This is a genomic window from Nocardia cerradoensis NBRC 101014 (assembly GCF_000308535.1).
In the GTDB taxonomy this organism is placed as follows: Bacteria; Actinomycetota; Actinomycetes; order Mycobacteriales; family Mycobacteriaceae; genus Nocardia; species Nocardia cerradoensis.
Genome location: NZ_BAFW01000215.1, coordinates 1 through 12,635 on the forward strand (window position 1 = coordinate 1; position 12,635 = coordinate 12,635).

12 protein-coding genes, 1 tRNA gene and 1 pseudogene are annotated in these 12,635 nt (G+C 66.9%); 5 read left to right on the forward strand and 9 right to left on the reverse strand.

All coding sequences use genetic code 11. The annotated features are described in order from the left end of the window. Window positions 1-367: 367 nt before the first annotated feature. Complete coding sequence (locus ON23_RS22720; RefSeq protein ID WP_039780654.1) at window positions 368-1,192, reverse strand: DUF559 domain-containing protein; 825 nt, start codon at window positions 1,190-1,192, stop codon at window positions 368-370. Window positions 1,193-1,467: 275 nt separating this feature from the next. Here ON23_RS22720 and ON23_RS22725 point away from each other — a divergent pair, with 275 nt between their 5' ends. The 4 genes from ON23_RS22725 (at window position 1,468) to ON23_RS22740 (ending at window position 5,091) form a co-directional block, all read left to right on the forward strand. Beyond that, window positions 1,468-2,730, forward strand: a complete 1,263-nt coding sequence (locus tag ON23_RS22725; protein WP_051043123.1) for a helix-turn-helix domain-containing protein — start codon at window positions 1,468-1,470, stop codon at window positions 2,728-2,730. A gap of 633 nt (window positions 2,731-3,363) precedes the next feature. Continuing rightward, complete coding sequence (locus ON23_RS22730; RefSeq protein ID WP_039780655.1) at window positions 3,364-3,660, forward strand: hypothetical protein; 297 nt, start codon at window positions 3,364-3,366, stop codon at window positions 3,658-3,660. A gap of 291 nt (window positions 3,661-3,951) precedes the next feature. Further along, window positions 3,952-4,707 (forward strand): DUF3558 domain-containing protein, encoded by a 756-nt coding sequence (locus ON23_RS36085; protein WP_051043126.1) that lies wholly within the window; start codon window positions 3,952-3,954, stop codon window positions 4,705-4,707. A gap of 18 nt (window positions 4,708-4,725) precedes the next feature. Next, window positions 4,726-5,091, forward strand: a complete 366-nt coding sequence (locus tag ON23_RS22740; RefSeq protein ID WP_051043128.1) for a hypothetical protein — start codon at window positions 4,726-4,728, stop codon at window positions 5,089-5,091. A gap of 94 nt (window positions 5,092-5,185) precedes the next feature. Here the strand turns inward: ON23_RS22740 and ON23_RS38040 are convergent, their stop codons facing one another. The 8 genes from ON23_RS38040 to ON23_RS22780 form a co-directional block, all read right to left on the reverse strand. Continuing rightward, entirely contained in the window at window positions 5,186-5,524 is a 339-nt protein-coding gene (locus tag ON23_RS38040; RefSeq protein WP_157170266.1) for a hypothetical protein, read from the reverse strand. A gap of 15 nt (window positions 5,525-5,539) precedes the next feature. Beyond that, window positions 5,540-5,613: transfer RNA gene (locus ON23_RS22750), tRNA-Leu, on the reverse strand. 56 nt (window positions 5,614-5,669) lie between these two features. Beyond that, entirely contained in the window at window positions 5,670-7,145 is a 1,476-nt protein-coding gene (locus ON23_RS22755; protein ID WP_039780656.1) for a peptide MFS transporter, read from the reverse strand. Between the two features lie 138 nt (window positions 7,146-7,283). Then, window positions 7,284-8,231, reverse strand: a complete 948-nt coding sequence (locus ON23_RS22760; RefSeq protein WP_039780657.1) for a Ppx/GppA phosphatase family protein — start codon at window positions 8,229-8,231, stop codon at window positions 7,284-7,286. Then, window positions 8,224-8,817 carry a DUF501 domain-containing protein gene (locus tag ON23_RS22765; RefSeq protein WP_083904180.1) on the reverse strand — a complete coding sequence of 198 codons (594 nt, stop codon included), beginning with the start codon at window positions 8,815-8,817 and terminating at the stop codon, window positions 8,224-8,226. Before ON23_RS22765 ends, ON23_RS22760 begins: the two co-directional genes overlap by 8 nt. Further along, complete coding sequence (locus ON23_RS22770; RefSeq protein WP_039780667.1) at window positions 8,814-9,467, reverse strand: FtsB family cell division protein; 654 nt, start codon at window positions 9,465-9,467, stop codon at window positions 8,814-8,816. Before ON23_RS22770 ends, ON23_RS22765 begins: the two co-directional genes overlap by 4 nt. A gap of 174 nt (window positions 9,468-9,641) precedes the next feature. Further along, complete coding sequence (gene eno / locus ON23_RS22775; protein WP_039780658.1) at window positions 9,642-10,931, reverse strand: phosphopyruvate hydratase; 1,290 nt, start codon at window positions 10,929-10,931, stop codon at window positions 9,642-9,644. A gap of 207 nt (window positions 10,932-11,138) precedes the next feature. After that, entirely contained in the window at window positions 11,139-11,876 is a 738-nt protein-coding gene (locus tag ON23_RS22780) for a lytic transglycosylase domain-containing protein (RefSeq protein ID WP_373282217.1), read from the reverse strand. A gap of 225 nt (window positions 11,877-12,101) precedes the next feature. Between ON23_RS22780 and ON23_RS38720 the strand changes: the two are divergent. Then, window positions 12,102-12,635: pseudogene (locus tag ON23_RS38720) on the forward strand (TauD/TfdA family dioxygenase); the annotation flags it as partial.

Consider the following 12,635-nt stretch of genomic DNA (forward strand, 5'->3'; position numbering starts at 1 on the left):
GGTCGGCCTGTTCTACATCGGCCAATCCCTCGGTGACGCACCGAGTTTGGACGTGCTGTCGGTCTACGCGACGGGCGGAGGCGTGTTCTTCATCGTCCAGGCCGGACTGCTCGTCTGGAAGGGGCGTTCGACGTCGCTTGTCGCCGGATGATCGTCCGCGATCCCGGCCACACCGTTGCCCACGTATCCGCAGCCGCCGCCGGATACGTGGGCAGTCGCGCACGCGGGCGCGAACGGAGAGATTGTGCACAGCGCCGCGGATCGTGTGCGCGTTCCGGCGCACCAACGAGCCTCGGCACCGGTGTCGGCAAGGACGCGATCACCAGCGGTATCGAGGTGACGTGCAGGCGTAGCGCGGTGGGCGCTCCTATCTGCGGCTTCTGCGCCGGCGTCGAATCACCCGCGCGGCCTCCTCGACGCACGCATCGAGGTACGAGTTCACATCTGCGGCCGCATACCGCAACACGAACCATCCGGCGTCCAACAGCGCGTTCTGACGCCGCCGATCACGACGAAATGTCTGTGAATCACTGTGGAATTCACGTCCGTCGATCTCGATGATCGTTCGCGACCGTTCGTCGACGAGATCACCCACGTACTGCCCGATCGGCTGATTCGGCAGCAGATGAAGACCGCGCCGTGCCAGCGCGCGAGCGAACAACCGTTCCGGCTCCGAGGCGGCATCGAATGCGGCGCAACGCAAGTGTTCGCGCAACTTTGTCGAGCCGTACTTGCCGGTGATCAGACCCGACAACGCGGGCGCCGCCGCGCGGGCATGGTTGTCGACCATGCGGCCCGCCTCCGCGTCCGGCAGGATCGGCACACAGTCGAGCAACGTGCGAGCCCGGGTGGTCACGGGAAGTCCCCAGACCTCATCGATCGAATCGGGTCGTAATGCGCGGCGGCTCAACCGAAGCCACTCCGGCGTAGCTCGATACCGGCCCCGGGGCACAGTCGCTTCGACCGATTCGGGTTCCGGCAACATATCCCACAGCCACGCCGCGGTGCGATGACTCAACACCGCCTCGGGCAACCACGCGAGCACGGCCTCACACCTGGTGCGCTGGGTAACCGTCCCGACCGCATAGATCCCCGGCAACACCCGCGTATAGTGCCCGCGGCGACAGCGCGCGGTAATCGCCGCCGCCGAAACTTCGCGCATTAACTCCGCCCTGGTTCGAATCACGGACACCGATGATTCCGCGCGGCCGACAGTGAACTCCGAAGCTCACCTGGGCGAACAACAAACCTGTGGATCAGCGCGAGCCTGTGGATGGGGTGAACAGATCGTGCAAACCTCGGCACGAATGCGAGAAAACCGCAGAATCAAGGACGGTTTGCACGAAAAATTCACCACCCAGCACCGGAGCCGTGGTGCGCGTGTGACTTCGAAAGACGGCCTCACGATCACCCCGCATCCCAGCCGTCTCGCTGCACGAACGAGCCGCCGGTCGTAGCGTGGTAACCATGGGTGTGGGGAAGAAATACGACGACAGCGGCATCCCGCCGAACGACCTCGGCCGCCGCCTCCGCGAAATCCGCGCCTGGCGCGGACTGAGCCTCGAAGCCGCCGCCGGACTCGCCGGAATCTCCTACGGATACCTCGGAAAGCTGGAGCGAGGCGAGAAGTCGCTGGAGAACCGGCGCACCCTCGAGGCGATCGCGGCCGCATTGCGTGTGGCACCGAGCGAGTTCTCACCGGTGCCGTGGCAAGCCGAGCATCCGAGTGCCAATGACGCGGCCTATGCCGGACTGGTCGCGATCGAGAACGTGCTCGACATCTACGAACTCGGTGAAGACCCGGGGCTACCGGTGCGGGAGTGGCCGGCTATCGCCGCAGACATCCAGCGGCTGATCGAACTGTCCCAAAGCACGGCGGATTACGCCGCGCAGGCTGAGTTGATGCCGCAGCTGCTCGGTGAACTACATGCCGTGTACGTCCGTTCTCCCGCACATCGACATGAAACGTTGATCGGGATGATCTGGTGCTACGCGGCGGCGATGTGGACGAGTAAGCGTCTCGGCGGCCGCGGCCTCCCCTTGTTGGCAGCCAAAGAAGCACAGCACTGTGCCGTGGCTCTGGAATCGCCTGCGTGGCACGGATTCACGGCGTGGCTGCGCGGAGACGCGACAGGCGGACTGTCACGGCCGGAACAATATCGGCGCGCGGTGCGCGTGGCCGACGAATTGCGACCTCATCTGAATGACGATGATGTCGTGCAGGCCTACGGCATGCTTCACCTGTCCGCGGCCCTGGCAGCAGCGGTGCAGGGCGACCGCGACACCTCGGAAACCCACCTCGGCGAGGCCGACGATATCGCTCGGCGCCTCGATACCGAGGTGGGCTCGTTCGGCCACATGTTCTTCGGCCGCGCGAATGTCGGGATCTGGCAGGCCACGATCGGGAACGAATTCGGCGACGGCACAAAGCTGGTCGAGCGAGCTCACCGGGTGAACGTGGCTGCAGTGCCGAGTGCTTCGAGGCAAGCCGAATTCCACATGGAAATAGGCCGAGCACTACTGACCGATCGACGTCGGCGCGACGAGGGAATCGCCACCCTTATTCGAGCGGAACGCCTTGCCCCCCAACGCGTTCACGCAGACGTCTTCGTCCGTGAGGCGGTAGCCGACCAACTCCGCTCCGCCCGCCGCGATGCCGCGGGCCGCGAACTACGCGGCCTGGCATGGCGGATCGGCATCGCCCCGGACTCCGGCGAGCCCCGCCGCTGACCCGGCACGGCTGGACCCACGCCGCGAGCCCGCGCGCCGTCGCTGCACAGCGGGTCCGAGCGTCGATGGGGTGAACAGATCGTGCAAACCTCCGCAAGAATGCGAGAAAACCGCAGAATCAAGGCCGGTTTGCACGAAAAATTCACCACCCAGTACCGGACAACCGAAGCCGTGGTGCCCGAGCGCAACCCCGCACGCCAGGGCCCGAGCGTCGAGTCCCCACCTCGAGTTCGAACGCCGAGTCCGGGCACTGACCCCGCGCAATGTTTCGCAGCGCAAAGTCCGCACACCAACCAGGCGCTGGGTCAGCACACCTGGTCCCGAACCTCTGAGTGCGAGCGCTGCGCGCGAGTGCCTAGCCCGCACGCATTCCTCTGTCGCGCTTGTCCTTTCAGGACAGACGGCGCGTGACTCGTCTCATACCTTGAGCTACGGCCCCATCGCCGAGTCCGTAGCCGGCCGAACCCCGGCTCCTCGGCGGTGGGCGCTCTTGCCGACCGAGGGGATGGAGGGGTGCGTTATGAAAGGCTGTGACTGGGTCCTTTTGCTGCTCGTCGCAACACTGCTCGGACTGACCTTCGCCCTAGCGCGCCTACCCCTGCGAGGTGAACGCCGCCGCAAGGACTCCCAGCGGTGACGCCCGCCCACCCGATCGCGCTCGGCTGGGTCCATCCCGACTCCACGGCCCCGGACTGGGACACCGCCCAAGTACGCCGCCTGGCCACCCGCCTCGGCTACCGCCTGGTCTGGCCCCCGGAATCCAGCCACATCCCCCTGCCCGACCAGGTCCGCGCCACCGGCGCCGAAGCCGTAATCGCCCCGTCCACCCAACATTTCGACTTCCTCACCCTGAACGCGCTGATGATGATCGCCGACGTGGAAACCGTCCACCCAAGACCCTCCTTCGCCCGCTGGGCGACCCGACGATGACGAGACCGCCGCCGAGCATCCAATTCGGCAGCAGCGGCGATGCTCTCACAGGAGTGCGGAGGACTACACCGCCCGCCATGGCCGATCGGCATCGCCCAGAATCCGGCGCGACCCGCCGCTCGCCCACATGCCGAACCAGCAGCCCCACCCACTTGCGTCCTGCCAGCCCACGTGCGGCTTGCCGACAACTGCATCGCGTCGCGAGGTCCACCGCCACCGCCGGAGGGCGCCCGACACCTCAGGGAACCAAGTCCTCAAACCCATGACTGACCTACATAGGAGTACGGACCGATGAATCCCGATCTGCCCATTCGGAAGGCGCTCGAACATATACTCACCCCCGACCAGCTCGCCGACCAGGCCGGAAGCTGGGAACGGCGGACGGCTGTGCTGGCCGCAATCGTCCACGGATGGGACGTCGATGAGGCTGTTCGCTTCCTCGCTGGTCCGACGGCGGAACCACGTGGCGCCGGTGTGCGTCATATAGTTCAGACCGATCTGTGTCCGGCCGGCGATGTAGGGGAATCAGTGCGGCGATATATAGCAGCAGCGGCAATCTGTGCGGCGCTGGCGGCGGCGGGGTGCTCGTCGACCACCGAAGGCACACCGACCACCACCGCCGACAAGGCAGCCGACCTGTGGGACCCGTGCACCCTCGATCAGGCAACGGTCCAAGCGATGGGGGTCGATCCCGCCACCAAGGACAGCGGCATTGCCGGCGTCCAGCAGTCCGGGTGGAAGATCTGCGGATGGGAAGGTAAGCAATACGGGCTCACGGTCTATTCGACTGCCAAGGGCGTGGACTACTACAAGGCCAAACCCGAAAACACAGATTTCGCGCCCGTGACCGTGGCCGGTCGCAGCGGTCAGCAGTTCCGAGTCAATGGCACCACGCGAGATCTGAAGTGCGACATCATTTTTCCGAACAAGCAAGGGATCGTGCAGATCACGTTGCTCGGTTGGCCCGGCAACGACACTCCGATCGCAGACCCTTGCGGAAAACTCACAGAGGTGGCCGGACAGCTGGTTCCGAAGCTGCCTGAATAGCCGAGGGGGACAGCGGCAATGAGTGACGACCTGACGACGTGGCAAAGCCACGCTGCCCAAGCCAAGGCGGGCGAACTGTACCTTGCCGACGAGGCCGTAGCCCGTGAATGCCTCAAAGCGTGCAACGACCGCATCGACGAGCTGAACCATATGCTGCGACTGGTCGATGCGACCAAAAACGTAGTCGGCTTCGGCGATTTCGAGATGGCCGAACAACTACGCCAGAAGTTCCTCACCCAAGCAACGGGCACCGACAACTCGATCGATGCGGTGATCACCGACCACATCGAGACGGTGAAGAACATGCGAGAGGTGATGCGGTTGTCGATCTCCCGCATCACGGGCCAGGATGTCGACAACGCCGGCAACATCAAGAACACCTGAGGGCACTTCGTCGGCGGCGGGCCGCAGGGGACTCTAAGCACCGCGTCCCGGCTGCGGCCGCCCCGGCCAGTACACACGCCCAGAACAGGGAGCGTCACGAGTGGCTATCGAACCAGTCCAATAAATCCTGTCGCGCCCGCGCAGCGTTCGAACCGTCGAGCATTCCGGCGAAGGCATGTTCAGCGGCAGCGATCAGTTCCGGCGCGGGATCGGGACATCCCATCGCGACTTCGCCGATCGCATCCTCGACGACTTTGTCCAGTCCATTGTCCGGATACACGACGCCTGTCGTACGCGCGATTCGGAGCGCGAGCTTGAACTCCCCGCGCAGTTGCTCAGGAGTGAGCCGGCCTCTCATCCTCACGTCGACGTGCCTTCTGATCGTCTGCGGACCGCCCGAGAAGACCGGGAACCAGCGAAAACCGCTGCCCACCGGGCACCTTCTCGGTGCCCCCGGTCGGACTCGAACCGACACTGTGCGGATTTTAAGTCCGCTGCCTCTGCCAATTGGGCTACGGGGGCGGCTGGGATAGCGTACCTAAGTCGTACGTCCGTCTCGGAATTGTCCGGGGATTTGCTCAGTGCACGCCTTCCATCAGGCGGCTGACCTGCGGGGCTATGAAGTAAACGATGATTCCCACTCCGATCGCGATCAGGCCGGTGATGCCGAAGTAGGCGACTTCGTGGCTGGTGTCGTAGAACCCGGACAGGACACCGGACATCGAGGTGCCGATGCCGACGGAGAAGAAGTAAAGCGCCATCATCTGGGCTCGGAAGGCCTCGGGAGCGAGCTGAGTGGTAACCGCGAGGCCGATCGGGGACAGCAGGAGTTCGGAGATGGCGAAGCCGGCCAGGATGACGAAGACGAGCAGGGCGGGAACGGTTTTGTCGTCGAAGGCGGCCAGGGGGACGAACAGGAGGAACGATGCGCCCATCCCCATCACGCCGTAGGCGAACTTTCGGGGCGTGGTGGGGGCTCGGGTGCCCAGGCGGGTCCACATGAGCGCGAACAAGGGCGACAGCACGATGACCCAGATCGGTTCCTCCGAGCCGATCCAGCTGGCCGGCGCGGTCCAGCCGAACAGCGTCCAGTTCATCCGCTCGTCGGAGTAGACGGCCAGCACCGTGAAGATCTGCTGGAACAGCGACCAGAACACGGCGTTGGCGATGAACAGCGGTATGAAGGCCCGCACTCGGACTCGTTCCACCGCAACCACTTTCGGACTGGTCAACATCAATCCGAAATAGAGTATCGATACCGCCGCGATCACGCCGGTGGTTACCCACGACAGATTCGACAACCGGACCAGCCCGGTCCACATCGCGAACGCGACCACCACCGCGACGACCAGCACGAAGGCGATCACCTTCCCGATCTGGCTGCGCGGCAACGGGTTCGGCACTTCCCGCCCGTGGGTACCCAGATTGCGCCGGAAGATCACGTACTGGGTGAGTCCGAGTGCCATGCCGATCGCAGCCGCCCCGAATCCGTAGTGGAACCCGAGATGGGTCTGCAGCAGCCCGGTGATCAATGGACCGACGAAAGCGCCCAGGTTCACGCCGAGATAGAACAGCGTGAAACCGCCGTCGGCGCGCGGGTCACCCTTCTCGTAGAGCGTGCCCAGCAGTGAGGACGCGTTGGCCTTCAACGCGCCGGAGCCGAGCGCGACGAGCACCAGGCCCACCCCGACGCCGGTCAGCCCGGGCAGCACCGCCAGCGCGATATGCCCGGCCATCACCACGACACCGCCGTAGAAGACGGTCCGCTCCATCCCCAGCACCCGGTCGGCCAGCCAGCCGCCGAGCACGGTCGACAGATACACCAGCCCGCCGTAGGCGCCGACGATGCCGGTCGCGGTGGATTTCTCCAGCCCCAGCCCGCCGTCGGTCAGCGAGTAGTACAGGTAGTACCCGAGGATGGTGAGCATGCCGTAGAACGAAAAACGTTCCCACAGCTCCACTCCGAACAAGTTGACCAGCCCGATGGGATGGCCGAATATCGTGCGCGTCTCCGGCGACGCCTGCTCGCCCGGGACTGGTTCCACCCTGCTCATGAGACGCAATTGTCCAGCAACGAGGTACGCCGATCGGGGGAATCGCCGATCACGCGGGGTGTCGGGGCCGCACCATCAGAAGGCGCCGATCACGACTGAGGGACCGGACCTATGTGGTAACGCCGCGGGGCCGTACCCTCAGGCGATCGACAACGCGATACCGTCGAGAATGTCGTGCTCGCTCACGATCAACTCGGAGATCCCCGCCCGGCGCGCCAGTTCGTCGGCCAGCACCTCGGTGATGACCGCACCGCCGCCGATCACGTCGACACGGCCCGGATGCATGGGACCGAGGGCGGCGCGTTCGTCGTGGTTCATCCCGATGAGGCGGTGGCAGACCTCGCGGAGCTGATCGAACGTGAGCCGGGTCAGATGCACTCGATCCGAATCGTATTCGGGCAGGTTCAGCGCGACGGCGGCGATCGTGGTCATGGTGCCGGCCACGCCGACCCAGGTGCGGGCGCGCTCGACCGGAACCACGCCGAAGGCCTGGGCCAGCTGCTGCGAGGCGAAGAACCGCGCGGACGCGACCTCCTCACCGGTCGGCGGATTACCGTGCAGGCAGCGTTCGGTGATCCGCACACAGCCGATATCGGCCGAGTAGGCCTCCTGCACGCCGGAACTGTCGCCGAGCACCACCTCGGTGGACCCGCCGCCGAGATCGACGACCACGAACGGCCCTTCGGCACTGGACAATTCGCCGACCGCGCCCGCGAACGAGAGCCGAGCCTCCTCGTCACCGGTGATCACCTCGGCTTGGGCGCCGGGCACCACGCGGCCCAGTTCCACTCCGGTCATGGTGAAGAAGTCGTCGCGGTTGCGGGCGTCGCGGGTCGCGCTGGTGGCGACCATGCGCACCCGGCTGACCCCGGCGTCGATCATGCGGTCGACGTAGTCGTGCAGGGCGACGCGGGTGCGTTCGATCGCCTCCGGATTCAGTTCACCCGTGGCGTCCACGCCCTTGCCGAGCCGCACGATCCGCATCTCGCGGTGCACGTCGGTGAGGTGGCCGTCCGCGCCGACATCGGCGATCAGGAGCCGGATGGAATTGGTGCCGCAGTCGACGGCGGCGACCCGGTCACTCATCACTGTCTCCCGCATCGGTATTCGGTTGATACTGCTCGTATTTCGGCCAGTCCTGCGGAATCGCGGTGCCGCGCAGTCCGGTATCGGCCGCCAGCGCGACGGCCTCGTCACCGAGCGGATTCAGTCCCGGCCCCTTGGCCAGCGAATGTGCGATCAGCACGTGCAGGCATTTGACCCGCTCCGGCATCCCGCCACCGCTGAAATCCGTTCCCAGCGACTCGATTTCGTCACGCTCGGACAGGTAGCTCTCGTGCGCGACACGGTAGGCGGCGGCCAGTTCCGGGTCGGCGGCCAGGCGTTCGGTCATCCCGCGCATCAGTCCGGCGGCCTCCTGGCGGCTCGCCTCGGCGGTCAGGCGCGGATCGGTGAGGTAGTAGAGCGTGGGGAACGGGGTGCCGTCGGGCAGCCGCGGCGCGGTCTTCACGACCGCCGGTTGGCCGTCGGGCGTGCGATAGGCGATGGCGAGCACCCCGCGCGGCTCCCGGCCGAGCTGGCGGGCCACGATCTCGAGATCAGCCTCCGCGGGCGCACCCTGCTCATCACCCGCCTCGCCGGACGAAGGCTCGGGCGTAGCGGGGTCGGTCACCGGGGTTCTCCTTCAGGCGGGGGCGGGGGCGCGGGTGGAGGGGGCGGCGGGGGCGCCGGCGTGGTGGGGGTGGGCTGCGGCTCGGACATACTGCGCCACAGCTGGGTGTACCAAGGATCGGGGCGGCGGGCCTGACTCGTCGGCACCGGCACCGCGGGCTGCTCGATCCCGGGCACCTGGACGATATAGGCGGTGTCGCCGGGCATCACCAGCCGCAGCCGGTCGCGCGCCTCGGAGCGGATATAGGCGGGATCTTCCTGTTGTGCGCGGCGGTCGCGCAACCGCGTCAGATCGTTTTCCAGATCGCGGCGCTGTTCGGCCAATTGCACCGATTCCGAACGCTGACTGAAATAGGTGCGCATCGGGACGGCGAGAGTCAACGCGAGCGCGCACAACACCGCGGCCAGGATGACCGCGCGCCCGGTGGACAAGCCCAGAATCCGGTGATCGTGGCGATCCTCGGACTTCTTCGACTTCGCACGCGTGGTGCGCGGTTCGGATTTCGTACCGGCCGGACGACGTTGCGCGGCCCGTTTGCCGGCGGACGTGCGTGTGGAGCCGTTCGCGGCCCGTTCGGGTCGGGGAGACCGCGTCGAGCGGCGGTCACCGCGTCCTGCCGGACTGGTGCCGCGCGCCCGTCGCTCCGTCATCCCCACACCTCGAAATCGCCTGCCTCCGCAGCGGTGCTGCGAATCCGTGCAGCAGCGGTGCTGCAAATCCGTGCCGTAGCGGCGCTGCGATCCGACCGCACAGCGCAACGGTTTCGTGCGGTGACCGGCCGCGGTATCGACCGGCCCCGCACGCCACACCCGTTGTCGAGGCTACTACCCCTCGAAGACGAACCGGGGGAATGCGACGTCACCGGCGTAGCGAGCCGAATCGCCGAGCGCGTCCTCGATGCGCAGCAGCTGGTTGTACTTGGCGACGCGTTCGCTGCGGGCGGGGGCGCCGGTCTTGATCTGACCGCTGCCGACCGCGACCGCCAGATCGGCGATGGTGGTGTCCTCGGTCTCGCCCGAGCGGTGGCTCATCATGGTCTTGTAGCCGTTGCGGTGAGCCAGCTCGACCGCGTCCAGCGTCTCGGTGAGGGTGCCGATCTGGTTGACCTTCACCAGCAGCGCGTTGGCGGCGCCCTTGGCGATGCCGTCCTCGAGCCGCTCCGGGTTGGTGACGAACAGGTCGTCGCCGACCAGCTGAATCTTGTCGCCGATCAGATCGGTCAGCGCGACCCAGCCGTCCCAGTCGTCCTCCGACAGCGGGTCCTCGATCGAGACCAGCGGGTAGGCGCCCAGCAGGTCGTTGTAGAACTCGGCCATCTGCTCGGCGGTGCGCTCGGTGCCCTCGAACTTGTAGCCCGTTCCGGCGGTGTAGAACTCGGTCGCCGCGACGTCGAGAGCCAGCGCGACATCGCTGCCGAGGTTGTAGCCGGCCTTGCCGATCGCCGAGGCGATCAGGTCCAGCGCCTCGCGGGTGCCGCCGGCCAGATCCGGGGCGAAACCGCCCTCGTCACCGAGACCGGTGGACAGGCCCTTGGACTTCAGCTCGGCCTTGAGGGCGTGGTAGACCTCCGCACCCCAGCGCAGCGCCTCGCGGAAGGTCGGCGCGCCGATCGGGGCGATCATGAATTCCTGCACGTCGACACTGGTGTCGGCGTGGGCGCCACCGTTGAGGATGTTCATCATCGGCACCGGCAGCACATGCGCGTTCGGGCCGCCCAGGTAGCGGAACAGCTCCAGCCCCGAGGACTCGGCCGCCGAGCGGGCCACCGCCAGCGACACACCCAGCAGCGCGTTGGCGCCGAGGCGGGACTTGTCCGGGGTGCCGTCCAGATCCAGCAGCACCTGGTCGACGGTGCGCTGCTCGACCGCGTCCAGGCCGATCACGGCCGGTGCGATCTCGTCCAGCACGCCTTCGACGGCCTTGCGGACACCCTTGCCGCCGTAGCGATCGCCGCCGTCGCGCAACTCCACGGCCTCGTGCTCGCCGGTGGAGGCGCCGGACGGCACCGCCGCGCGGGTCAGCGTGCCGTCGTCGAGAGCGATCTCGACCTCGACGGTGGGGTTACCGCGTGAATCCAGGATCTCGCGAGCTCCGACCTGTTCGATGATGGCCACGAAACGACACTCCTTCGGCTGCTGGCAATCAATTCAGGGCCCTGCCCACCGCCGTCCATGAGCAGGTCGCACGGCGGGCCCGTGCGTCTGCGAGCCTAATGGGTGCGGTGGGGAACGCACGACACAGGTGGGCGCCCGGTCGCGGTCGTTCGCGCGCGCAACGAATTGCGGCGGGGCCGAAGCGGGCGCGCGGGCGCGGGGCGGGTCTCAGGCCCGGCGGCCGACGCTGTAGGCCGCCGCCTTCGTGCGCACCGTGGCCATATAGGTGGTGGACTGGTTGTAGGTCAGCACCGCCTTCTGCCACCCCTGCGCGGTACGCAGATCGCCGCCGCTGGCGCACAGGTAGCGCGCGGCGGTCAGCGAGGCGTCGTCGATGCTGTCCGGATCCGCGCGGCCGTCCCCGTTGGCATCCACACCCCAGTGCTGCCAGGTCTCGGGCAGGAATTGGAACGGCCCCTCGGCGCGCACGTAGACCGGGGCGCCGGCGCGTGCGGTGGCCTCGTCGTCGAGAATCTTTGCGACACCGGGTGATCCGTCCAAGGGGATGCCTCGGATGGGCGGGCGGACCTCACCGTCGGCATCCAGGTCGGAACCACCGTGGCGGCCGTGCTTGCTCTCCACCCGCGCGATGCCCGCGATCGTCGTCCAGCCGATTCCGCAGTCGGGGCGCGAGCGGTCCATGACCTCGGCCGCGTATCCGTAGGCCTCGAGCGCGACCGTCGGGATGCCGAGCGCATCGGACTGCCCTTCCGCCCAGCCACGCAACTGTTCGGCACTACGGCCGGGCGCATCGAGGTCGATCAGCGGAACCGGGCTGCCCGCACCGGGCGGGAAACCGTCCGGAATCGGGGGCAGGTTATCGGTTCCCGCACATCCGGACAGCAGTGCGACCGCCGCGACAGCGGCGAACGCGAGGGGCCGGAATCCGGGGATGGTCGAACGCACCTCTCCATCATCCAGATTCGCGCACGGATGGCACGCACCGTGACGGTGCGCTCCGCCCGACTCGGCATACGATCAGCTACCTTTCCCCGCAACCGTTCGATACCGAAACGCTATGTCCAATGGCGTACTTTAGGTAAGCCTTGCTTAAGATCAACGGAGCGACTACCTTCGCAGTCCGAGTCTTCACCACCTGCTTCATCCCCATTGCGAGGAAGGGAACTCCTGGTGAAAAACGTTCTCCGCGAACGTAAGACACCCCAGCACCAAGAAACCGAACCGATCGACCGCCGTACGCTTCCGCCCGAGGCCGCGGCGGCCGTGTTCTGTTCGGCCGAAGAGATCGCGATCACACTCGACCGCACACCCGGTGGCTCCGCCCCCATCCGGCGCACCCTCTCCGATCCGGCATTGATCCGGCTCGTCGACGCCTTCGCCGCCGACCTTCCGGCGGCGGTGCGAACCGCGTTGCGACCGCCCGACACCGCCGCCGGCGCGACGATCATCGGCCGTCTGCCGGTGCGCGACGACGAGCTGGGACCGACGCCGTCCGACTGGACCCATGCCGCCGAACCGGCGTGCCCGGCGTCGTTTCGCCTGGATATCGCCCTGTTGCTGCTCGCCCGCTGCGCCGGCGAACCGTTCGGCTGGCAGGGCCAGCAGGGCGGACGGCTGGTCAACAACATCCTGCCCACACCCGGCCACGAACACGAACAGTCCGGCGCCAGCAGCACCACGCTGCTGAGCCCGCACACCGAGGAC